This is a genomic window from Catellicoccus marimammalium M35/04/3 (genome assembly GCF_000313915.1).
GTDB classification, from domain to species: Bacteria; Bacillota; Bacilli; order Lactobacillales; family Catellicoccaceae; genus Catellicoccus; species Catellicoccus marimammalium.
Map to the genome: position 1 here is coordinate 108,264 of NZ_AMYT01000022.1, position 21,319 is coordinate 129,582.

Genomic DNA, 21,319 nt, shown 5'->3' on the forward strand with positions numbered 1-21,319 from the left:
CCACGGGTGTCTTCGTTCCTTTACGGAATGAGGACTTTTTTTTTGCCAAAGAAAGGAGATTTGTCATGAAAGAAAAATTAGAAGCGCTACGTGACGAAACGCTACAAGCGATTTTAGCAGCGAAAAATTTAAAAGAATTAGATGAAATTCGCGTAAATACGTTAGGGAAAAAAGGGCCAATTACAGAAGTATTACGTGGAATGCGTGATGTTGATCCAAAAGAACGTCCAATCATTGGAGCTTTTGCAAACGAAATTCGCGATGTATTAAATGATGCATTAGAAGCGAAAAAAGAAGATTTAGAACAATTAGCCTTAGAAGAACAATTAAAAGCAGAAACGATTGATGTTACTTTACCAAGTGCAAATGGATTTATTGGCGGTTCTCATGTCTTAACAAAAGTTATTACTGAAATTGAAGATCTATTTTTAGGAATGGGTTATCAAGTGGTCGATGGACGTGAAGTGGAAGAAGATTACTATAACTTTGAACGTATGAACTTACCACAAGATCACCCAGCTCGTGATATGCAAGATTCATTCTATATTACAAAAGATACTTTATTACGTACGCATACTTCTCCAATCCAAGCTCGTACAATGGAAAAACATGACTTTAGTAAAGGGGCTTTACGTATGATTAGCCCAGGGAAAGTATATCGTCGTGATACCGATGATGCGACTCATAGTCATCAATTTCACCAAATTGAAGGATTAGTGATTGATAAAAATATTACAATGGCGGATTTAAAAGGGACCTTAGAATTAGTCTTGAAAAAAATGTTTGGGGAAGACCGCAGTATTCGTTTACGTCCTTCTTACTTCCCATTTACAGAACCTTCTGTAGAAGTAGATATTAGCTGCTTTAAGTGCGGTGGTAAAGGATGCTCTGTATGTAAGCATACCGGATGGATTGAAATTTTAGGTGCAGGTATGGTACATCCAAATGTTTTAGAAATGTCTGGAATTGATTCTAGCGTTTATAGTGGATTTGCCTTTGGTATTGGACCAGACCGTATCGCAATGTTGCGTTATGGGGTAAATGATATTCGTAACTTCTATACGAATGATATCCGTTTCTTAGAACAATTTAACAAGGAGGAAGAATAGAATGTACGTTTCTTACCAATGGTTAAAAGAGTGGGTTTCTCTAGATGGCATTACTCCAGAAGAATTAGGAGAAAAAATGTCTCGTACAGGAATCGAGATTGAAGAAGTCAAAGAATTAAGTGCTGGCTTGAAAAAAATTGTGGTTGGTGAAGTAAAAGAATGTATCGACCATCCAAATAGTGACCACCTACATATCTGCCAAGTAGATACAGGAGAAGAAGTTACACAAATTGTTTGTGGAGCACCTAATGTGGCTGCAGGACAAAAAGTAATTGTTGCTTTACCAGGAGCTCGCATTGTCGATAATATTAAAATCAAAAAAGGTAAAATGCGTGGAGAAGTATCTAATGGAATGCTTTGTGCGTTAGAAGAAATCAATATTCCACAAGCAGTAACACCAAAAGAATATGCCGATGGAATTTACATCTTACCAGAAGATGCTGTAAACGGAGATTCTGTCTTCCCATATTTAGGAATGGAAGATGCAATTTTAGAATTAGCGATTACACCAAACCGTGCGGATGCTTTAAGCATGTATGGTGTAGCGTATGAAGTAGGCGCAATTTACAATAAAGAAGTTACTGTACCAAGCTTTACTGGACAAGAAACAGGACCAAAAACAGCGTTAGAAGTAAAGGCTACTGTGAAAGAAACAGAAGCAGTTTCTGATTTTTATTTACGTAAAGTAAAAGGAGTCACTGTAGCTTCAAGTCCTCGTTGGTTACAAAATCGTTTAATGCATATGGGAATTCGTCCAATGAACAACGTAGTTGATGCTGTAAACTACATGATGTTAACCTTTGGTGAACCAATGCATGCTTATGATGCAAGTAAAGTTGGAAACATGGAAGTTTGCTTTGCTAAAGAAGGAGAATCTTTCCAAGCATTAAATGAAGAAGAATATACATTAACAGCGGAAGACTTAGTCATTCGCGATGAACATCAAATTTTAAGTTTAGCTGGTGTTATGGGTGGCGAAAGTAGTGCCGTACAAGATACAACTACAGATGTAATCTTAGAAGCAGGAATCTTTGCACCAAGTATGATTCGCAAAACAAGCCAACGTCATCACTTACGTACAGAATCTAGCCAACGCTTTGAAAAAGGGGTAAATGCCGCAATGCCAAAACAAGCGATTGATGCGTTAGCCTTCTTTATTCAAAAATTAGCTGGTGGAGAAGTTTGTGAAGGCCGTTTAGATGTTGTGGAAACAGAAGTAAAACCAGAAGAAATTACAATTACTACAGATCGTATTAATCATGTATTAGGCACAAGCTTAAGTACAGAAGAAGTGGTTGAAATTTTTGGTGCATTACAATTCCCAACAGAAGTAATGGCAGAGGAAATTCATGTTCATGTTCCTGCTCGTCGTTTTGATATCCATATCGAAGCAGACTTAATTGAAGAAGTAGCTCGTATTTATGGTTATGATCGCTTACCAAGCACCTTACCAAGTGGGGCTGTTGAAAGCGGACAATTAACACCAAAACAAAAAATGATTCGTCAATTCCGTCATCAATTAGAGGGACAAGGTTGTCAGGAAGTGATAAGTTATGCACTATTGACAGAAGACGAAGCGAATCGTTATGCTTTAGCTGAAGGAAAAAATGTCGCTTTAGACTTCCCAATGAGTCAAGAACATGCCTTTTTACGTCAAAGCTTAGTTACAGGCTTATTAAATGACTTACAATTTAACATGGCTCGTCAAAATAAAGACTTAGCATTCTACGAAGTAGGAACAGTCTTTGAACAAGGAGCAGATCGTTTACCAATCGAACGTACACATTTAGCATTTGCCTTAACAGGAAAGCAAACTCCAGATACATGGCAAGAAAAAGGAAAAGAAGTGGACTTCTTCTATGCAAAAGGATTGGTAGAAGGAATTCTTGCTTACTTAAATCCAGTAGAAACTGTACAATATGTAGCGAGTCAACGTGAAGGAATGCATCCAGGACGTTGTGCCGATATCGTAATTGGTGATATCATCATCGGTTATGTAGGAGAAATTCACCCAACAGATGCAAAACGCCGTGACTTATCTCGTGTTTATGTCGCAGAATTAGATGTCGATGCTTTAAATGATATCGCAAAAGCAGGTATTCAATTTGCAGAAGTATCTAAATTCCCAACCGTTACTCGTGATATTGCGATTTTAGTAGATCGTACAGTTACTAACGGAGAAATCGAAGCGTTAATCCAAGAAAAAGGCGGAAAATGGTTACGTTCAGTCACATTATTTGATGTGTACATGGGTGAAAATATTGCGGAAGATAAAAAATCTATGGCGTATCAATGTGCCTTTAATAAACAAGATGCCACATTAACGGATGAAGAAATTGAACAAGCAATGAATAAAATTATTGCGGCACTGGAAGAAACGTATCAAGCAGTCATTCGTTAATGATAAAAGGAGGACTTTGGTCTTCCTTTTTTATTGAGAAAGGAGGAAGAATATGGGCAGTATTCTTTTGATGGTCATCGTTGTATTTATTGCGGCCATTGTCCAAAGTACGAGTGGCTTTGGTTTTGGTATTGTTTGTACAGCGATTTTACCTATGGTTATGCCTTATAAACAGGCTGTACCATTGATTTTACTTACTTGTATGTTTTTACAAGTTGTCGTGATGGTACGACTTTGGAAACATATTTCGTGGAAATTATTAATTTTACCAGCGATTGGTTCAATCATTTGTAGCAGTATTAGTGTGAATTTCATGTTAGGCCTAAGTGACCGCACGTTACACTTAATTTTAGGAATTTTCCTTTGGGTGCTTGCGTTATACATGATTTTCCTTGCACCAAAAGTAAAATTAAAAGGGGATAATCCTTGGATTGGACTTGTTGCAGGTTCGCTTAGTGGATTTATGAGTGGAATGTTTACGATTGGTGGACCACCAATGGTTGCTTATTTTGATGCGATTGTGGATGATTCATTAACTTATCAATCTACATTACAAGTGTATTTCTTTTTAACTTGTAGCAGTACGCTCGTGAATAATATTTTACATGGAAACTTTACTAGTTCCCTTGTTTTACCTGCTTGTTTCACGATTGTTTCTTGCTTAGTGGGAACTCTTGTAGGAATGAAGATTTTACATAAAATTTCTATGTCTATGGTCCGCCGCTTAGCCTATTTAATGATGATGGTCGCAGGTACTTATAATTTAATCCAATTATTCTTTTAATTTAGACGTCACTCTTTGCGAGTGGCGTTTTTTTCTTTTAAATGATTTATATTTTCGTTATGATAAGTAAGAAGAATACATAGGAGAACAAGAATGAAACCAAAGTTACGTTTTAAAGAATTTACCGACGACTGGGAAGAGAAGAAATTAGGGGAGATTGCAGAAAATTTTATTGGTGGTGGAACACCTAATACAAAAGTACCAGAATATTGGAATGGAGATATTGCTTGGATTCAAAGTTCTGATATTGATAAAAACAGTGGAAAAGTAAATGTTGAGAAGCATATATCTGATAAGGCATTAAAAAATAGTGCAGCTAAATTGATTCCTAGTTCATCAATTGCTGTAGTTACAAGAGTTGGAGTTGGAAAAGTTGCGTTATTAAATCATGAATATAGTACGAGTCAAGATTTTTTATCCTTTGTAAATGTATATGGAAATCCTCAATATTGGTTTTATGAAATATCTAAATTGATGTATAAGCAATCTTTTTATCTACAAGGAACATCCATCAAAGGAATTACAAAATCAGAAATTCTTAATATAAGTACGTTTTGTCCATCTCTACCAGAACAAGAAAAAATAGGAAAATTTTTCTCTTTGCTAGATCAACGAATTGAGAAACAAGAACGAAAAGTAGCTTTATTGGAAGAAGAGAAAAAGGGATATATGCAACAGATATTCAATCAAGAGCTACGCTTTAAAGATGAAGAAGGAAATAACTATCCAGACTGGGAAGAGAAGAAATTCCTAGATTCTTTTTCATTAATCATAGATTATCGAGGGAAAACTCCTAAGAAATTAGGATTAGATTGGGGAAATGGAAATATTAAAGCATTATCTGCATTAAATGTAAAGAAAGGATATATTGATTGGAATGCAGATGTACATATGGGGTCTGAAGACCTTTATAGTGCATGGATGAAGAAGGGAGATTTAAAACAAGATGATATTTTATTTACAACAGAAGCTCCTTTAGGAAATACAGCTTTAATTCCAGATAATAAAAAATATATTTTAAGTCAGCGTGTTATTGCTTTAAGAACAAATGAAAACTGTAATCCTAAATTTATTTTTCAATGTATGAATGATTTTACTTTTGAAAATCAAATTCAAAAAAGAAGTACAGGAACAACAGCGAAAGGTATTAATCAAAAAGGATTATCAAAAATTAAAATCCAACTTCCTTCTTTACCAGAACAAGAAAAAATTGCGAACTTTTTAAGTCTGTTAGATCAACGAATTGAAAAGGAACAAGAAAAATTACATTTATTAAAACAAGAGAAAAAAGGCTTATTGCAACAAATGTTTGTCTAAAAGTAAAGATAAAGGACGAGAGCTATAGAATTAAGTTCTTTTTGGGGATAAAATTATCAAATATTTATTGGTTGTAGCTTAGCTATCTGTAATACTTTGTTCCAAAGAACAGAGATAGCTCGTCCTTGCTTTTTGAAATGTGTATGGTAACATATAAGTGTAAAAGCAATAAAAAAACCAGGTGCTACCAACACCTGGCATAGTAAACTAGTAACAAACACTAGTTCTCAAGACTTCTCGAGCACTAACGTCTTCGCAACAACATTAAGTGCTCTTTTTTTATGTCCTAAAAGACATTAATTACCACTTTTGATAATCATTGCTAGTACGATAAGTGAAATAATCACGAATCCACTAGCGAATGGATGTTCGGCAGTTATTAGAATTAGCTCGCAAAGCCAATCCATCAGAACACTTTTCCTTTCTCAAGACTCGAAAAAAGATTTATATACGTATAAACTCATACGCATCACTCCTTTTCCTGTTATTTGAGAACTAGGAATTGTTGTTTATTTAGTTTACTTTTAAAAGTATATCATATGGATATTGAAAATGTTAGTTGATAATAATGATTTTATATAAACTAAAAAAGCACTGGAGATTTTTCTTGGTGCTTTTATTTTCATAGATAGAAAAAAATTTTTAAAAAAGCAGTTTAAAATACATGTAAGGGTACAGAGGATGGGATTAAAAATGAGTAATAAAAAAGATGAAGTAGTAACATTATTGCATGCTGCATATGAAGAAGTAAAAGATACAGATAATGATTTTGCAAAAATGTTATTAGAAGCATATCAAAAGATTCAAAAGGGAGAAAATTATAAAATTATTTGTGCTAAAATTGCGCTTCCTTGTAACCATTATGTATTGGCTCATTTGAAAAATATTCCTAAAAATGTTGGGAAATTAAATACATTAGTACAAGAAATTAGAAAACAATATTTGATGATGGAAGATATAGCACTAGGTCCTTTTTGGGGATAAAATCGATAATTGATAGTTATAAAAGAGAAGGAGGTTCCAACTAAAATAGTGGGACCTTCTTTATTTTGTTCATTTTGATAAAGATAAGAAAAAATAATAAAAGGTTGCTGGTCAGTAAAAAAAATAGGAATATAGTAGACTAAAATAGAGGGATATGTAGGGCTATAACATAAGGAGTAATAAATAATGATTAGATATTTCAAAAATAAGAAGAGGAAAAAAGAAGAAGATAAACAAACAATCATTTCAGAAATAAAAAAAGTACATCAAAAAGTTCAACCATTGGATCCAGAAGTAGAAAAAATTTTTATTAAAGGAATAAGAAATTTAGAAAAAGGGAAAAATCCTGAATACATTGCTTATCAAATAGAACGAGAGCTACTTCATGTAGCATCCACTCGTTATGATGACACAAATAATGAATATTATCATTTTCCAGAGCCTATTGAAGAGTTGATGGAGAAGTTTGCAGAAATAGGAGCGTATTTTATACGAATTGAACGTGGAGGAATGATGTAAAAATAGACAATATCTCTAAGTCTACGCCTAAAATAAGAATGATAAATGTTTTTGACGCATATCAAAATCCATTTATTTTTTCTTATTTCTTTTTTTCATTCGTAAAGGAAAAGAAAGATCTAATTGTTTAGAAAACTGTTGATGAAATGCTTTTTTCGCAGCAGGTAGGTCATATTTGAACCAATTTTTGAAAAAAGAAAACACAGCGATACAAAAATCAAGTCCCACATCAACAATCGATTGACTAAAAAATTCATAAACCACTACAGCGATGATAATAATCGCAGTAATAATCATCCCTAAAATAAACATTTTTACCCCTCTTTTACCTTTTACTTTATCTTTATTATAAAGGAAAAGAAAAAAAGTAAGAAAGAAAATGAAAGGAGATAAAAGATGGATTTCTTCAAGAAAAAGAGAAAGAAGAGAAAAGAAGATAAACAAATAATCATTTCAGAAATAAAAAGAGTACATCAAAAGGTTCAACCATTGGATCCAGAAGTAGAAAAGATTTTTATTAAAGGGATACGAAATTTAGAAAAAGGAAAAAATCCTGAATATGTTGTCTATCAAATTTGGGGAGAATTAGTAGATTTTTCTAGTCGTCATTTTGATTATGTTCATGATGAATATTATCATTTTCCAGAGCTTATTGAAGAGTTGATGGAGAAGTTTGCAGAAATAGGAGCGTATTTTATACGAATTGAACGTGGAGGAATGATGTAAAAATAGACAATATCTCTAAGTCTACGCCTAAAATAAGAATGATAAATGTTTTTGACGCATATCAAAATCCATTTATTTTTTCTTATTTCTTTTTTTCATTCGTAAAGGAAAAGAAAGATCTAATTGTTTAGAAAACTGTTGATGAAATGCTTTTTTCGCAGCAGGTAGGTCATATTTGAACCAATTTTTGAAAAAAGAAAACACAGCGATACAAAAATCAAGTCCCACATCAACAATCGATTGACTAAAAAATTCATAAACCACTACAGCGATGATAATAATCGCAGTAATAATCATCCCTAAAATAAACATTTTTACCCCTCTTTTACCTTTTACTTTATCTTTATTATAAAGGAAAAGAAAAAAAGTAAGAAAGAAAATGAAAGGAGATAAAAGATGGATTTCTTCAAGAAAAAAAGAAAGAAGAGAGAAGAAGATAAACAAATAATCATTTCAGAAATAAAAAGAGTACATCAAAAGGTTCAACCATTGGATCTAGAAGTGGAAAAGATTTTTATTAAAGGGATACGAAATTTAGAAAAAGGGAAAAATCCTGAATATGTTGCCTATCAAATTTGGGGAGAATTAGTAGATTTTTCTAGTCGTCATTTTGATTATGTCCATGATGAATATTATCATTTTCCAGAGCCCATTGAAGAGTTGATGGAAAAATTTAAAAACATAGGAGCGTATTTCATACGAATTGATCAAGGAGGAATGATGTAAAAGAAAAAGGACTGTACTCAGTCCTTTTTTTGCTTGAATTTTTCAATGACCCAAAAAATACAATAAGATCCTACATTCCAAAGTAAAACCCATCCTAGTCCGTTTCTAATAAATGTAACAAGTGGGTGATGAAGAAAAAGATTCACCACGCCTAAGATAAGAATCAGTATAATTGGTAAATAAAACCCGTATTTCCCACTCAATTCAAAAATTTTTTTGTCCATACAATCCATCCTTTAAGTTTGCTTCTAAGCTTTTTATTTTATTGTACTTCTTTATTTTGAAAGTTGTAAAAAGATAAAGACCGAGAGTAGAAAAAAGATAAAAAAAAAACAGCGTATAATGATAGATGAATGAAAAAGAAAGCGAGAGTATAAAATGCTAAAAGAGAAATTGAATGTAAAGAAAAAGGTTGAAAAATTAAAAGATCTCGATGATGATGAAATTGAACTAATGGGAATTCAATTTATTAACAAAGGAAAGCATCTTCGCGCCCAAGCCTTTGTTTTGAAATTATTGTTCATTTTTAATGCGATTATTCTTCCATCTAATTTATTTACAAATATTCATTGGATTGACTATATAGGTACCCATGCATATATTTTCAATATTTTACTTATTTTATTTGGAGAACTCTTCTATTATCTATATTCTAAATTTGTGACAAAAGAGCCAAAAGAAGAAGAAGAAAATCAAAAATAAAAAAGCCTTGAACTTTCTTTGACTTTTTTGTCGTTTGAGAAAATTCAAGGCATATATTAGTGGAAAGAGAATCCTTGTCCTTCTAACGTCGAACGTACTGCGTTTTGACGTTTATTTTTTTGTGAATATAAAGCGGTAACTTGTTGTGAATAATTTGGTAGATGAGATAAGTTACGAGCTTCATTATATTCATCTAGCTGAGCATCATAAGTTTGGATTGCTTCTAGCATTCCTTCACTTTGGTAAGTTTCTTGATGAATAAATGTTTCTTTTGGTAAACGAATTTTTGGATTGCCTAATTCTCCTTCTGGATATCCTAACATAACTCCAATTAAAGGATAAGTGTGCATAGGTAATTGACATAGATCAATCATAAATTGTGGTTGATTGCGGATGGCACCAATAATTGTACTTCCAATACCAAAGCTTTCTGCCGCAACAGAAATTGCTTCTGACATAATTCCTGCATCCACAGCACCTACCAATAATCCTTCTAAATGATTATGAATTTCTTGTTCTTCTCCTTGTGCTTGAATCGCAACTTCTGTTTTATGGAAATCCATTGCGATAACAATAAAAGCTTGCGCATGAGCGACTTTAGCAAATCCTCCACAAACTTCTTCAATTTTTTGTAAAGTTTCTTTATCTTGAATCACAATCAATGAGGTTTGTTGGGCATTAATAGAATTAGGAGCTTGTTGTGCTGCTTTTAAAATTTCATCTAACACTTCTTTTTCGATAGGTTGTTCATTAAATACACGCGTTGAGCGACGGTTTTGTAGTAATTGAATCGTTTCGTTCATCGATGATTCCTCCTTTTTTTCAAGTATAGTACTTCAAGTACACTTGAAGTAAAGAGGATTACTTTCTTTTTTCTAATTCTTTTTCAATAAAGTGAATGTGTCGTTCCATTTCTTCTTTTTGTTGGTATAAAAATTGTAAATGTTCTTGTAAAATCCCTTCCACATCGCATAATTTTCCTTCGTGTTCTTGAATATACGCTTTGATTTTTTTCGTAGACATTCCTAGTTGTTTAAAACATTGAATGAGACGAATGCGCTCTAAATCTGTCGTAGTGTATTGACGACGTTGATATTGATTTCTTTTAATGGGGGGAAGAAGTCCTTCTTGTTCATAATAACGAAGGGTAGAAGTAGGGAGATGTGTTTTTTGACTAATTTCAGTAATTGAATATTCTTTTTCCATCGGTATCCTTTCTCAACAAAAAAGAGTAGGAAACCTACTCTTAAATTAAATGAAAATGTTTTAGTGCGTGACGAATGCCACCTTCTGTATTTTTCTTTGTAATGTAAATTGCTTGTTCTTTTAATGCTTCTACAGCATTTCCCATCGCAACAGGATAATCTACTTGGGCAAACATTGAAAAGTCATTCGTTCCATCACCAAAACCAAAAGTTGGAATATCGCGTAAGTCTAATGCTTTTTTGACGATTTGAATGGCAGTTCCTTTAGATTGTCCACGAGCAACAATATCCATCGCTTTTAATCCATTACGATAAAATTCAAATTCTGGGAAAGTATTTCGATACTCATCATCCACAGGATCTTCATCACGGAAGATTAACATCATAGAAATTTCTTTTTCTTCTGGGAAGTTGGCATTCACTTCTGGCATTGGTGAATGTAAAATTTCAAAACAATCTTCTACGGCTTGATTGACACCAGAAAGATAAATTTCATCAGCGGTATAAAATCCTACCTCATCTTGATGCTCTTTGGCAAAAGCAACAAAACGTTGTACTTCTTCTTTTGGAAAATGATGTTGATAAATCACTTCTCCTTCAATTTCAATGCGTTGTCCATTTAAAGTAATCGCACTATCGATTTTTGCTTCTTTTTGGATTTCTGTAATTTCGCAGTTTGTACGTCCAGTACAAATAATAGGTAGAACTTGATTTTCTTTTAATTCTTGAATCGTTTCAATCACTTCTTGATCTAAAGTAGATTGGTCGTTTAATAACGTACCATCTAAATCAAAAAAAGCGACTGCTTTATAATCTTGATGCATGTATTTTCCTCCCGTTTTTGTTTTATTATAACATAAAGCCAAAGAAAGCGTAGTAACGTGCCTTTTTTTGAAAAGAGTATGGTACAATGAGGGTAACAACAGTGAAAAGAGGGATATTATGAAACTAAATCAGTATATTGATCACACTATTTTGAAAGCCGATGCAACAAAAGAACAAGTAGAGCAATTAATTGCGGAAGCAAAAAAATATGAATTTGCCTCTGTTTGTATCAATCCATTTTGGGTTCATTTAGCAGCAGAAGAATTAAAAGATTCTCCCGTTGAAGTTTGTACTGTAATTGGCTTCCCATTAGGAGCAAATACAACTGCAACGAAAGCGTTTGAAGCTCGTGATGCCGTAGCTAACGGAGCAGATGAAGTGGATATGGTTATCAATATCGGAGCGTTAAAATCAAAAGAATACGGAATCGTGAAAAACGATATTGAAGAAGTTGTTAAAGCAAGTAAACCAGCTTTAGTAAAAGTCATTATTGAAACTGCATTATTAACCGATGAAGAAAAAGTAAAAGCTTGTGAATTAGCGGTTGAAGCAGGGGCAGACTTTGTTAAAACTTCTACTGGTTTTTCAACAGCTGGAGCAAAAGTAGAAGATATTCGTTTAATGCGTGAAACCGTAGGCCCAGAAATTGGTGTAAAAGCTTCTGGTGGAATTCATAGTTATGAAGATGCGGTAGCGTTAATTGAAGCAGGCGCAACTCGTTTAGGAGCTAGTGCAAGCGTTAAAATTATTGGTGAAGAATAAAAACAAAAGATAGATAGATAAAAGTAATAAACAAGAAAAGAGGACCTTTCTATGCGCATGGTAGATTTAATCATTAAAAAACGTGATGGAAAAGCATTATCTACAGAGGAAATCCAGTATATTATTGAAGGATATACCAAAGGAGAAATTCCTGATTATCAAATGAGTGCATTAACAATGGCGATTTATATGAAAGGAATGAACACCCGCGAACAAGGGGATTTAACAATGGCTATGGTTCATTCTGGAGATGTCATTGATTTATCAGCGATTGAAGGAATTAAAGTAGATAAACACTCTACAGGTGGAGTAGGAGATACTACTACATTAATCTTAGCTCCTTTAGTGGCATCTGCAGGGGCCAAGGTCGCAAAAATGAGTGGACGTGGTCTAGGTCATACGGGAGGAACGTTAGATAAGTTAGAATCGATTCCTGGTTTCCATATTGAATTAACAGAAGAACAATTCATCGACCAAGTGAATACACATAATATTGCGGTTATGGGTCAAAGTGGAGATTTAACGCCAGCAGATAAAAAATTATATGCGTTGCGCGATGTTACAGGAACGGTAGAATCGATTCCTTTAATTGCTAGCAGTATTATGAGTAAAAAAATTGCGGCAGGGGCAGATGCGATTGTTTTAGATGTAAAAACAGGAGCCGGTGCCTTTATGAAGACAAAAGAAGATGCAGAAGCATTAGCACATGCCATGGTAAATATCGGAAATGCGGTAGGTCGTAAAACAATGGCCATTATTTCAGATATGAGTCAGCCTTTAGGAAAAGCTATCGGAAATGCGTTAGAAGTAGAAGAAGCAATTTTAACGTTACAAGGAAAAGGCCCAAAAGACTTAACTGATTTAGTTTTAACCTTGGGATCTCAAATGCTCGTATTAGCACAAAAAGCAGATTCATTAGAAGAAGCAAGAGAAATTTTAGAAGCGTCTTTACATAATGGAAAAGCCATTGAGAAATTCAAAGAATGGATTCGTCTTCAAGGAGGAGATGATTCTGTTGTTGAAGATATGAGTCGCTTACCACAAGCTCCTTACACTATTGATGTTCCTGCTTGGGATAGTGGATATGTCACAAAAGAAATCGCAGACCATTTAGGACAAATTGCGATGAAATTAGGAGCAGGACGTGCAACAAAAGAAGAAGAAATTGATCCAAGTGTTGGCATTTATCTTCATAAAAAAGTGGGAGACCCAGTGACAAAAGGAGAACCACTATTAACGTTATATGCGCATGACCAAGAGGTTTCAGAATTAGTGGATGAAGTCAAAGAATGCATTACCATTGGTAGCAGAATTGAAGATCCAATTTTAATTCATGAAGTAATTGTCGATTAAGAAAAAGAAAACCCGTTTCGAAAGGAAACGGGTTTTTTTACCTCTGAGTTAAAGAGGTAGACCAAGTATGTGTATAAAGGAAAAATTAATATAGTGTTAGTAACAATTCAGTAACCTATCACCAATTTCATTAAAACATAATTAAAAAATGTTGTCTATATGATTAGAAAAGAAATAGTGAAAAAAGTTACTTTTTGACGTTTTTTCCTAAGAAAATTTTTAAAAATTGTATTTTTTGTACAAAGTTGTACCTATTTCACGTTCCGATGTTGAAATGCCTTATTTTCTAAAAAGTTAATAATATAGTTTGTATACTGAGTGGGTTTTTGGCGAGCAAACATATGTCCTACCAAAGGTTCCACTAGTAATAGAGCATTGGGAAATAAAGAACAAAGTTTGCGAGAAAATTCGATATCCACAATGTCATTTTCTCCAACCATAATCAATACTGGAACATTAAGATTTTGTAATACTTTTTCTTGTAATGGAATTTCCGCAAATGCTAATTGGAAATAATGATGACGACGACGCATTTCTGGAATAAACTGACCTAGTTTTTTAGTAACAAAGCTAAAAGTACGGAAACGTTCTTGTGCTTCTTTTGTTAAATCAGAAAAACGACGGTTCGCCGCATTTAAAATTAAACTATGGATGCGGTGTGGATATTTTTGAGCATAACACAATGCTAAATTCGCACCATCAGAAAAACCTAATAGATTTACTTTCCCCAAATTTTCATGGCGAATAATCGCTTCTAAGTCTTCAACCATTAAATCATACGTAATATGATGAGAGCAATCTGAAGAATGACCTCGTCCCCGACAATCAACGACAATTAAATGATAATACTTTTTAAGCGTTTTCACTTGGGAAGCAAAAAAATGGCTCGAGCCTCCATTCCCATGTAATAAAATGAGAGGTTGTCCCTTGCCCATGGTTTCATAATATAAACAAGAACCATCTTTTACGGTTAAATGATGGATTTTTTTCATAACGTCACCTTCTCTATCAAACTACTTTCATTATAGCACTTTGGGGCTAAAAAATAGGAAGGAAAGAGAAATATTTTTTCTTTTTCCTCGTATAGATAAGATAGGGAGGGATCAAAATGAATGTAAGAGAAAAATTACAGCAGTTTGGAGTAAAAAGTTTAAGCGATTTTGAATTGCTTTATTTATTATCCGATGAAAAAATTCTTCGTTCAATGTTACCAATTCCAATTTCTTGGAGTCAAATTTATCGTTGGACAAAAGAAGATTGGCTTCAATTAAATGGACTCACAGAAAAAGAAATTGCTCGTCTACAGTGCGCCTTAGAGATTGGATTGCGTTTAAGAAAAGAAAAGAGTCAATCTAAAGAAAGTATTACCCATCCAGATCAATTACGAGAGCTATTGATTAGTGAGCTTGGATATAGTAAACAAGAACATTTATTTTTACTATGCTTCAATATTAAAAACCAAATTATTGCGCAGCGTCATATTTTTGTAGGAGGATTTGATGAGTCAATTGCTCAACCAAGAGAAATTTTTTATTATGCCATCCAACATCAGGCCAAAAAAATTATGATTGCTCATAATCATCCAAGTGGAATGCTTACACCCAGTGAAAGTGATTTATATATTACAAAAAAGATTCAAACTTGCGGAGAACTATTAGGGATTGAATTACTTGATCATTTTATTGTTTCTTCGACCGATGTTTTAAGTCTTCGCAAAGAAGGAGAAATGGAATAAAAAAAGAAGCCTCAAAAGGCTTCTTTTTTCTTATTTATCTTTGTTTTTGCAGTGACAGTGGCAACCACATTTGCCTTCTTTTTCTGCACGTTCTTTTTCTAAGTTTTCGCGAGCTTCTGCTTCATGAATTTTTTCTTTTGCTAAAGCAGCGTCTACTTTTTTGTTGTCTTCCATTAATTTATGATCCATTACTCTCACCTCATTTTTTCTTTGACTATATTATAACAAAAAGAGGAGAGAGAAGGAATTAAAATGACTTATTCTGATACGCGCATCACAATAGGTAAAATCATTGGATGACGTTCTGTCTGTTCAATTAAGAACGGTTGTAAAGCATCAACCATTGCTTTATTTAAGGAACTTTCTGTAAAGTGTGGTTTTTTCATTTCTTTACGTAAAGCGGTGAATAGAATGCGTTGTGCATCATGAATTAATTTACCAGATTCACGCATGTAAATAAAACCACGAGATAAAATATCCGGTCCTGCAATAATTTCTTTGGTTTCAAAATTAATTGTCGCTACTGCTAAAACTAATCCTTCTTCGGATAAGATGTGGCGGTCACGTAAGACGATATTTCCAATATCTCCAATACCATTTCCATCAACATAAACATCATTCGCTTGGAAGTGTCCAGCGATACGAGCAGAGTCTTTAGTTAAAGCTAAAATGTCTCCATTTTCCATAATGAAACAATTTTCTTTTGGTACACCGACCGATTGAGCGGTACGAGCATGGATTTGTAACATACGGAATTCTCCGTGTACGGGAACGAAGAATTTTGGCTTAATTAAACGTAACATTAATTTTTGTTCTTGTTGTCCACCATGTCCAGAAGTATGGATATTATTGATTTTACCGTGGATAACATGAGCTCCTGCTTCAATTAACATATTGATTAAATGATTGACTGCTGCTGTGTTTCCAGGAATAGGAGAGCTTGAAAAGACAACCGTATCTCCTGGCTGAATGTTGATTTGACGGTGTGTACCGTTGGCAATACGACTTAAAGCAGCCATTGGTTCTCCTTGAGAACCAGTACATAAAATCAAAATCTCATTCGCTGGATATTGATTGACTTCTTTTGCATCAATAAAAGTATCTTCTGGTACGTTGATGTAACCTAATTTTTGTCCATTTACGATCGCATTTTCCATACTACGACCAAATACCGCAATTTTACGTCCCATATGAACGGCTGCTTCTACAGTTTGTTGTAAACGAGAAATGTTAGAAGCAAAGGTCGCAAAAATAATTCGTCCTTCAATTTTTTCAAAAATTTGACGGATTGATTTTCCGATTAATGCCTCTGAATTAGTGAAGTGAGGTACTTCTGCATTGGTGCTGTCTGATAAAAGACAAAGAACGCCTTCTTCTCCTAATTGTGCCATACGATGTAAGTTAGCTGGTTCTTGAACAGGAGTAAAGTCAAATTTGAAATCTCCTGTTAAAACAATGTTTCCAGGAGGAGTTTTTACTACAACTCCTAAAGATTCAGGAATACTGTGAGTCGTACGGAAGAAACTAATCGTTGTTTTTCTAAATTTAATGACGGTATCTTCATTAATTTCATGTAATTCTGCATCGCGCAATAATCCATGTTCTTCTAATTTATTAGAAATTAGAGCTAATGCTAATGGAGTTGCGTAAATCGGAATATTGATTTGTTTTAATAAAAAAGGAATCCCACCAATATGATCTTCATGTCCGTGGGTAATAATCAATGCTTTTACTTTATTCGCATTTTGGATTAAGTAGGAATAGTCTGGGATTACATAATCAATTCCTAAAAGGTCATCTTCAGGAAACTTGATTCCTGCATCGACGACGATAATTTCATCTTGGAATTGAACGCCATACATATTTTTCCCAATTTCGCCTAAACCACCAATCCCAAAGACGCCAGCCTCATTATTTTTAATGACTGGTTTCATCTTAGAACTCCACAAGTTGGAAATCCGCATGTTCTTGTTCGTATGCTAATGAATTTCCTTCCAATAATTGAATGTATTCTACATTATATGGAGTATGGTCTTCGATTGCAGTTAAGGCATCTACCTTACTATCTGCTTCAATGTATAGTGATTTTGTTTGTTCGCGTTTTGGATTACGAATTTTATCTTCTTGATAGTATACTTTATAAATCATTATTAAATCTCCTTACTTTCTAATTTGTCTACAATAGTATACCACAAATTTTCAGAAAGTTAGGAATGAATTCATGAAAGTAAATTAAATTCAGAGTTTTCTTTGTGGATTTAATCTCTTGATATAAAAATTTTAACTCTGTACAATGATACAGCAAGGAGGGAAAGAAAATGAAATGGTTATTTTCATATTTGAAAAAATACCCGGGATTACTCATCTTAAATTTAATAGGTATTTCTGGATTTATTTTGACCGAATTGGGATTACCAAAATTTCTATCTTATATGGTAGATAACGGAATTTTACCCCATCATAAAACGGTAATTATGCAATGTTTTATCGGCATGATTTTGTGTATGGTAGTAGGAATTTCTTTAAGTATTTTACTCGAGTGGGTCGTGGCAAAAATTTCAACCACCATCGTTACTAAAATTCGAGGAGATTTATATCGTAAAGTGACACGATTATCTTTACTGGAAACACAAAAAGTAGGAAGTGCAAGTTTAATCACTCGATTGAGTAATGATCCGGTTCAAATCTTCAACTTCTTACGCTTACTTTTAAATGCAGGAATTACTGCACCTCTTATGTTTTTACTCAGCATGATTTTAATTTATCAATTTAGTCCTCAACTTTCCTTAGCCGTTCTTTGTGCCTTACCATTTTTAATTATAGGGATTGTTTTATTAGGAAAATATTCTGGTCCATTGTCTTTAAAAATGCAACGCTATTTAGATCAGATGAATAGTAAAATCCAAGAAAAATTAGATGGACTTCAAGTGATTCGTTCTTTAAATGCACAAACGATTTTTACAGAACGCTTCCAAAATGAAAATACAGCGTATCAACAAAAAGCAACAACCTTAGGAATTGTTATGGCGATTGCTTATCCAGCATTTAATTTACTCTTCAATATTTTATTAGGCGTGATTTTACTTTTAGGAAGTCATTTGATTGGAACAGGTGCGATTGAAATTGGGGTTTTGATGGTCATTATTGAGTATATTTTCCATGCTCTATTTTCTATGATTCTATTCTGTTCGATGTTTATGATGTATCCACGAGCAAAAACTTCGATGGACCGAATCCAAGAAGTACTTCATTTACCAGAAGAAGAAAATCAAGGAAAAGAATTCCAAGAAAAGGTGACAAAAATCGAAGTGCAAGACGTTGGCTTTGCTTTTCCAGACCAACCAGAAGTTCCAGTGCTTCAAAATGTTTCCTTTACTGTAGAAAAAGGACAAAAATTGGCCTTAATGGGTCGAGTAGGAAGTGGAAAATCAACATTATTAAAAGAATTAGCTTTGCTTTATCCATTTACGACAGGAAATTACTTATGGAATGGACAATCGCTAGAAGAGTACGCCTTATCTTCTTTGCGTAAAAAAGTTGTCTATGTGCCACAAGAAAGTTATCTTTTCTCAGGAACAGTCAAAGAAAATTTACAAGATGGAAATGAAAATGCGACTGAAGAAGAAATGTGGCATGCTTTATCTATTGCACAAGCAGATCAATTCATTCAAGAAAAAGGGTTAGAAGGACGTGTTGAAGAAGGAGGAAGCAACTTCTCTGGAGGACAACGTCAACGTCTAGCGATTGCTCGTGCTCTTTTAAGAAAAGGAGATCTTTATCTTTTTGATGATAGTTTTTCTGCCTTAGATGCAACCACAGAACACCAATTACAAAAAGCATTACAAGAAGAATTATCAGAAGCCATTTGTGTGTTAGCTTCTCATCGTCGCTCAACCATTGAGCAAGCTGATCAAGTAATCTTATTTGTCGATGGAAAGATGAAAGAAGTAGGAACCCCACAAGAATTAGCTCAACATTCTGCGTTATATCGTAGTTTTATTTCCAATAAAGAGGAGGAAATCATTGATGAAAACATGGAAGTCCATTAAAAATTTCTTTCCTTATTTAAAGCCAGAACGAAATAAAATCATTGCCAGTATTCTATTTTCTTTAGGAGCGGTAGTGTTTAATGGCTTAAGTCCTTATTTTGTCGGACAAATTACCACTAGTTTAACCAATAGTGTGATGCATAAAGAAGCCATTCATTATTCGGTGATTTTTTCTCTATTAGGAATTTTTCTTCTTTGCACTTTGGGTAGCAGTGGATTCCAATTTTTAGCCACTCAGTGGTTAACAAAAGCAGTGCAAAAGACGATGGCCAATTTACGTTTTTCTTTAGTAGAAAAATTAGATCGTCTTCCTCAATCTTTCTTTGATAAAGAAAGTAAAGGGGACCTATTAAGTCGCTTGACCAATGATGTAGATTTATTAACTACTTCTTTACAACAAACACTCTCTGATTTACTTTCTAGTATTTTAAAAGTTGTGTTTGCGATTGGGATGATGTTCTACATTCAAAAAAGTTTAGCATGGACCGTATTTATCTTTATTATTGCGGTAGTGGTGGTGACAAAAATTATTATTTCTTACTCCCAACGCTACTTTAAAGTACAACAAGCAACCTTAGGAGAATTCAACAGTTTTGTAGAAGAACAATTAAAAGGACGCGATGTCATTACTTCTTATCAATTAGGAGAAAAACGACATGGAATTTTCCAACGCTTAAATCAAAAATTAGAAAAAGCATTATTCCGTTCTACTTTTTGTTCAAAATTGCTTGCTCCACTATTAAATCTATTGGTTTATATTTTCTATAGTTGTATTGCTTTTGCTGGAAGTATGCTTTGCTTAAATGGTCAATTGGCGATTGGTCAATTACAAGCGTTTATCCAATATATTTGGCAAGTCAATCAACCACTAACACAATTGTCACAAATGGCAAATATGATTCAATCTGGATTAGCTGGTTGGGAACGTATTTCTTATCTTTTAGAGCAAAAAGAAGAAGAACCAGAAATTCAATACTTTACAGAAAAAAGTATGGATGAAGGAGAAGTGAAATTAGAAGACGTTTCTTTTGGCTATGATCAAGAAATGGTCTTAAAAGATTTATCTGTTACAATTCCGCATGGGGCTACGTTTGCTTTAGTCGGTGCAACAGGAGCAGGAAAATCTACCTTCATTCAATTATTGATGCGTTTTTATGAACCAACGACAGGAAAGATTTTCTTAAATGGTAAAGAAGAATCTGAATGGAGCTTAGAGGAATGGCGTCATCACTTTAGTTTTGTGACCCAAAAACCATGGCTTTTTGCAGGAACCGTACTAGAAAATCTACAAATTGCAGCACCAAAGAAAACAGAAGCAGAAATTATTGAAATTGCAAAAAAATATCATATTGACGAAATGATTCAACATTTTCCAAAAGGATATCAAACGCAAATTCAACCACAAGAAAATGGCTTATCCGTTGGAGAACGTCAAGCCTTGACAATTTTACGAGCGATTTTACAAGAGGCACCAATCATGATCATGGATGAGGCAACAAGCTCCATTGATACACAAATGGAACAAAAAATTCAACGTGTAATGGATGAAGTTTTGAAAAATCATACAACGATTATGATTGCCCATCGTCTTTCTACCATTGAAAAAGCGGATCAAATTTTAGTTTTAGATCAAGGAAGAATTGTAGAACAAGGTACACATGATGAATTATTAAAAGAAAAAGGAATTTATGCGAAAATGCAAGCGCAAAGCAGTATTGAAGCATAAAAAGAGCAGCGGAGGGTTCTTCGCTGCTTTTTGTATTAATATCTATATTTAATGAAAGAAAGTTGACGTAATTTTTGCATGAGACGTTCTTGTCTTGGTGTCAATTCGATGGCATAGTTTCGGATTAAATCGGAAAGCTGATAATCAAATTCACTGACAAGAAAGGGTATTTCTCTTTGTTCTAATGTGATGTTTTGCATAAAAGATTGAATGATAGGAAATAATAAATGTTGTTCATACGGCGAAAAGAGACTTGCTTTAAATTGAGAAAGAAGAGTAAGTGCCTCTTTTTTCTTTTCTTTTTCACGAAGGTCCCTTCCTTTCATATCGTCACCTCCTTTGTGGGTATTATATCATACCTTTAAATAATGATAATAATATTTAAACTTATACTAA

24 protein-coding genes and 1 other annotated feature (1 of these 25 running past the window's edge) are annotated in these 21,319 nt (G+C 33.7%); of the genes, 14 read left to right on the forward strand and 10 right to left on the reverse strand.

Annotated features, from left to right (window positions below; all coding sequences use genetic code 11):
* Window positions 1-23: a binding site (T-box leader), on the forward strand (it extends 173 nt beyond the left edge of the window).
* A 42-nt stretch (window positions 24-65) separates the two neighbouring features.
* The 6 genes from pheS to C683_RS06100 all read left to right on the forward strand — a co-directional run bounded on the left by pheS (window position 66) and on the right by C683_RS06100 (window position 7,114).
* The gene (gene pheS / locus C683_RS06075; RefSeq protein WP_009492046.1) at window positions 66-1,109 is read left to right on the forward strand and encodes a phenylalanine--tRNA ligase subunit alpha; all 1,044 of its coding nucleotides are present in this window, start codon (window positions 66-68) and stop codon (window positions 1,107-1,109) included.
* Between the two features lies 1 nt (window position 1,110).
* A complete protein-coding gene (pheT, locus tag C683_RS06080) occupies window positions 1,111-3,510 on the forward strand; it encodes a phenylalanine--tRNA ligase subunit beta (RefSeq protein ID WP_009492048.1) in 2,400 nt (799 codons plus the stop codon).
* Between the two features lie 52 nt (window positions 3,511-3,562).
* The gene (locus tag C683_RS06085; RefSeq protein ID WP_009492050.1) at window positions 3,563-4,294 is read left to right on the forward strand and encodes a sulfite exporter TauE/SafE family protein; all 732 of its coding nucleotides are present in this window, start codon (window positions 3,563-3,565) and stop codon (window positions 4,292-4,294) included.
* Between the two features lie 93 nt (window positions 4,295-4,387).
* Window positions 4,388-5,611, forward strand: a complete 1,224-nt coding sequence (locus C683_RS06090; protein ID WP_009492052.1) for a restriction endonuclease subunit S — start codon at window positions 4,388-4,390, stop codon at window positions 5,609-5,611.
* 693 nt (window positions 5,612-6,304) lie between these two features.
* Window positions 6,305-6,595 (forward strand): bacteriocin immunity family protein, encoded by a 291-nt coding sequence (locus C683_RS06095; protein ID WP_009492054.1) that lies wholly within the window; start codon window positions 6,305-6,307, stop codon window positions 6,593-6,595.
* A gap of 186 nt (window positions 6,596-6,781) precedes the next feature.
* On the forward strand, window positions 6,782-7,114 hold the full coding sequence (locus C683_RS06100) for a hypothetical protein (protein ID WP_009492056.1): 333 nt from the start codon (window positions 6,782-6,784) through the stop codon (window positions 7,112-7,114).
* A 72-nt stretch (window positions 7,115-7,186) separates the two neighbouring features.
* On the opposite strand, the gene C683_RS06105 is transcribed toward C683_RS06100, so the two are convergent.
* On the reverse strand, window positions 7,187-7,426 hold the full coding sequence (locus C683_RS06105) for a hypothetical protein (protein ID WP_009492058.1): 240 nt from the start codon (window positions 7,424-7,426) through the stop codon (window positions 7,187-7,189).
* A gap of 84 nt (window positions 7,427-7,510) precedes the next feature.
* Between C683_RS06105 and C683_RS06110 the strand changes: the two genes are divergently transcribed.
* Window positions 7,511-7,840, forward strand: coding sequence for a hypothetical protein (locus tag C683_RS06110; RefSeq protein ID WP_009492060.1), 330 nt, complete (start codon window positions 7,511-7,513; stop codon window positions 7,838-7,840).
* Window positions 7,841-7,912: 72 nt separating this feature from the next.
* Here C683_RS06110 and C683_RS06115 read toward each other — a convergent pair whose 3' ends face one another.
* Window positions 7,913-8,152 (reverse strand): hypothetical protein, encoded by a 240-nt coding sequence (locus C683_RS06115; protein WP_009492058.1) that lies wholly within the window; start codon window positions 8,150-8,152, stop codon window positions 7,913-7,915.
* Window positions 8,153-8,236: 84 nt separating this feature from the next.
* Between C683_RS06115 and C683_RS06120 the strand changes: the two genes are divergently transcribed.
* Together C683_RS06120 and C683_RS06130 are read left to right on the forward strand one after the other, a co-directional pair.
* Window positions 8,237-8,566: a hypothetical protein gene (locus C683_RS06120; protein WP_009492062.1), complete on the forward strand. Its 330-nt coding sequence runs from the start codon at window positions 8,237-8,239 to the stop codon at window positions 8,564-8,566.
* A gap of 378 nt (window positions 8,567-8,944) precedes the next feature.
* Window positions 8,945-9,268 carry a hypothetical protein gene (locus tag C683_RS06130; protein WP_009492064.1) on the forward strand — a complete coding sequence of 108 codons (324 nt, stop codon included), beginning with the start codon at window positions 8,945-8,947 and terminating at the stop codon, window positions 9,266-9,268.
* A gap of 56 nt (window positions 9,269-9,324) precedes the next feature.
* Here the strand turns inward: C683_RS06130 and C683_RS06135 are convergent, their stop codons facing one another.
* From C683_RS06135 to C683_RS06145, 3 genes are read right to left on the reverse strand one after another with little or no spacing between them, the layout of a single operon-like run.
* Window positions 9,325-10,071, reverse strand: coding sequence for a nitroreductase family protein (locus C683_RS06135; RefSeq protein WP_009492066.1), 747 nt, complete (start codon window positions 10,069-10,071; stop codon window positions 9,325-9,327).
* Between the two features lie 58 nt (window positions 10,072-10,129).
* Entirely contained in the window at window positions 10,130-10,474 is a 345-nt protein-coding gene (locus tag C683_RS06140) for a MerR family transcriptional regulator (protein WP_009492068.1), read from the reverse strand.
* A 40-nt stretch (window positions 10,475-10,514) separates the two neighbouring features.
* A complete protein-coding gene (locus tag C683_RS06145; RefSeq protein ID WP_009492070.1) occupies window positions 10,515-11,297 on the reverse strand; it encodes a Cof-type HAD-IIB family hydrolase in 783 nt (260 codons plus the stop codon).
* Window positions 11,298-11,415: 118 nt separating this feature from the next.
* Between C683_RS06145 and deoC the strand changes: the two genes are divergently transcribed.
* Entirely contained in the window at window positions 11,416-12,060 is a 645-nt protein-coding gene (gene deoC / locus C683_RS06150) for a deoxyribose-phosphate aldolase (RefSeq protein WP_009492072.1), read from the forward strand.
* A gap of 51 nt (window positions 12,061-12,111) precedes the next feature.
* Entirely contained in the window at window positions 12,112-13,413 is a 1,302-nt protein-coding gene (locus C683_RS06155; protein WP_009492074.1) for a pyrimidine-nucleoside phosphorylase, read from the forward strand.
* Between the two features lie 251 nt (window positions 13,414-13,664).
* Here C683_RS06155 and C683_RS06160 read toward each other — a convergent pair whose 3' ends face one another.
* The gene (locus tag C683_RS06160; RefSeq protein ID WP_009492076.1) at window positions 13,665-14,405 is read right to left on the reverse strand and encodes an alpha/beta fold hydrolase; all 741 of its coding nucleotides are present in this window, start codon (window positions 14,403-14,405) and stop codon (window positions 13,665-13,667) included.
* Window positions 14,406-14,521: 116 nt separating this feature from the next.
* Between C683_RS06160 and C683_RS06165 the strand changes: the two genes are divergently transcribed.
* Window positions 14,522-15,148: a JAB domain-containing protein gene (locus tag C683_RS06165; RefSeq protein WP_009492078.1), complete on the forward strand. Its 627-nt coding sequence runs from the start codon at window positions 14,522-14,524 to the stop codon at window positions 15,146-15,148.
* 30 nt (window positions 15,149-15,178) lie between these two features.
* On the opposite strand, the gene C683_RS06570 is transcribed toward C683_RS06165, so the two are convergent.
* From C683_RS06570 to C683_RS06175, 3 genes are all read right to left on the reverse strand, one after another.
* Entirely contained in the window at window positions 15,179-15,337 is a 159-nt protein-coding gene (locus C683_RS06570) for a hypothetical protein (RefSeq protein WP_009492080.1), read from the reverse strand.
* 68 nt (window positions 15,338-15,405) lie between these two features.
* Complete coding sequence (rnjA, locus tag C683_RS06170; RefSeq protein WP_009492082.1) at window positions 15,406-17,082, reverse strand: ribonuclease J1; 1,677 nt, start codon at window positions 17,080-17,082, stop codon at window positions 15,406-15,408.
* 1 nt (window position 17,083) lies between these two features.
* Window positions 17,084-17,296 carry a DNA-directed RNA polymerase subunit epsilon gene (locus C683_RS06175; protein ID WP_009492084.1) on the reverse strand — a complete coding sequence of 71 codons (213 nt, stop codon included), beginning with the start codon at window positions 17,294-17,296 and terminating at the stop codon, window positions 17,084-17,086.
* A 170-nt stretch (window positions 17,297-17,466) separates the two neighbouring features.
* Here C683_RS06175 and C683_RS06180 point away from each other — a divergent pair, with 170 nt between their 5' ends.
* Both C683_RS06180 and C683_RS06185 read left to right on the forward strand, forming a co-directional pair.
* Window positions 17,467-19,197, forward strand: coding sequence for an ABC transporter ATP-binding protein (locus C683_RS06180; RefSeq protein WP_009492086.1), 1,731 nt, complete (start codon window positions 17,467-17,469; stop codon window positions 19,195-19,197).
* Window positions 19,175-20,923: an ABC transporter ATP-binding protein gene (locus tag C683_RS06185; RefSeq protein WP_009492088.1), complete on the forward strand. Its 1,749-nt coding sequence runs from the start codon at window positions 19,175-19,177 to the stop codon at window positions 20,921-20,923. The genes C683_RS06180 and C683_RS06185 overlap by 23 nt, the downstream gene beginning before the upstream one ends.
* 35 nt (window positions 20,924-20,958) lie before the next feature.
* Here the strand turns inward: C683_RS06185 and C683_RS06190 are convergent, their stop codons facing one another.
* A complete protein-coding gene (locus C683_RS06190; protein WP_009492090.1) occupies window positions 20,959-21,249 on the reverse strand; it encodes a hypothetical protein in 291 nt (96 codons plus the stop codon).
* Between the last annotated feature and the right edge of the window lie 70 nt (window positions 21,250-21,319).

Excerpts from the sequence above, each read along its gene's own strand:
- pheS (WP_009492046.1), top strand. The coding sequence starts at position 66 with ATGAAAGAAAAATTAGAAGCGCTACGTGACGAAACGCTACAAGCGATT.
- pheT (WP_009492048.1), top strand. The coding sequence starts at position 1,111 with ATGTACGTTTCTTACCAATGGTTAAAAGAGTGGGTTTCTCTAGATGGC.
- C683_RS06085 (WP_009492050.1), top strand. The coding sequence starts at position 3,563 with ATGGGCAGTATTCTTTTGATGGTCATCGTTGTATTTATTGCGGCCATT.
- C683_RS06090 (WP_009492052.1), top strand. The coding sequence starts at position 4,388 with ATGAAACCAAAGTTACGTTTTAAAGAATTTACCGACGACTGGGAAGAG.
- C683_RS06095 (WP_009492054.1), top strand. The coding sequence starts at position 6,305 with ATGAGTAATAAAAAAGATGAAGTAGTAACATTATTGCATGCTGCATAT.
- C683_RS06100 (WP_009492056.1), top strand. The coding sequence starts at position 6,782 with ATGATTAGATATTTCAAAAATAAGAAGAGGAAAAAAGAAGAAGATAAA.
- C683_RS06105 (WP_009492058.1), bottom strand. The coding sequence starts at position 7,426 with ATGTTTATTTTAGGGATGATTATTACTGCGATTATTATCATCGCTGTA.
- C683_RS06110 (WP_009492060.1), top strand. The coding sequence starts at position 7,511 with ATGGATTTCTTCAAGAAAAAGAGAAAGAAGAGAAAAGAAGATAAACAA.
- C683_RS06115 (WP_009492058.1), bottom strand. The coding sequence starts at position 8,152 with ATGTTTATTTTAGGGATGATTATTACTGCGATTATTATCATCGCTGTA.
- C683_RS06120 (WP_009492062.1), top strand. The coding sequence starts at position 8,237 with ATGGATTTCTTCAAGAAAAAAAGAAAGAAGAGAGAAGAAGATAAACAA.
- C683_RS06130 (WP_009492064.1), top strand. The coding sequence starts at position 8,945 with ATGCTAAAAGAGAAATTGAATGTAAAGAAAAAGGTTGAAAAATTAAAA.
- C683_RS06135 (WP_009492066.1), bottom strand. The coding sequence starts at position 10,071 with ATGAACGAAACGATTCAATTACTACAAAACCGTCGCTCAACGCGTGTA.
- C683_RS06140 (WP_009492068.1), bottom strand. The coding sequence starts at position 10,474 with ATGGAAAAAGAATATTCAATTACTGAAATTAGTCAAAAAACACATCTC.
- C683_RS06145 (WP_009492070.1), bottom strand. The coding sequence starts at position 11,297 with ATGCATCAAGATTATAAAGCAGTCGCTTTTTTTGATTTAGATGGTACG.
- deoC (WP_009492072.1), top strand. The coding sequence starts at position 11,416 with ATGAAACTAAATCAGTATATTGATCACACTATTTTGAAAGCCGATGCA.
- C683_RS06155 (WP_009492074.1), top strand. The coding sequence starts at position 12,112 with ATGCGCATGGTAGATTTAATCATTAAAAAACGTGATGGAAAAGCATTA.
- C683_RS06160 (WP_009492076.1), bottom strand. The coding sequence starts at position 14,405 with ATGAAAAAAATCCATCATTTAACCGTAAAAGATGGTTCTTGTTTATAT.
- C683_RS06165 (WP_009492078.1), top strand. The coding sequence starts at position 14,522 with ATGAATGTAAGAGAAAAATTACAGCAGTTTGGAGTAAAAAGTTTAAGC.
- C683_RS06570 (WP_009492080.1), bottom strand. The coding sequence starts at position 15,337 with ATGGATCATAAATTAATGGAAGACAACAAAAAAGTAGACGCTGCTTTA.
- rnjA (WP_009492082.1), bottom strand. The coding sequence starts at position 17,082 with ATGAAACCAGTCATTAAAAATAATGAGGCTGGCGTCTTTGGGATTGGT.
- C683_RS06175 (WP_009492084.1), bottom strand. The coding sequence starts at position 17,296 with ATGATTTATAAAGTATACTATCAAGAAGATAAAATTCGTAATCCAAAA.
- C683_RS06180 (WP_009492086.1), top strand. The coding sequence starts at position 17,467 with ATGAAATGGTTATTTTCATATTTGAAAAAATACCCGGGATTACTCATC.
- C683_RS06185 (WP_009492088.1), top strand. The coding sequence starts at position 19,175 with ATGAAAACATGGAAGTCCATTAAAAATTTCTTTCCTTATTTAAAGCCA.
- C683_RS06190 (WP_009492090.1), bottom strand. The coding sequence starts at position 21,249 with ATGAAAGGAAGGGACCTTCGTGAAAAAGAAAAGAAAAAAGAGGCACTT.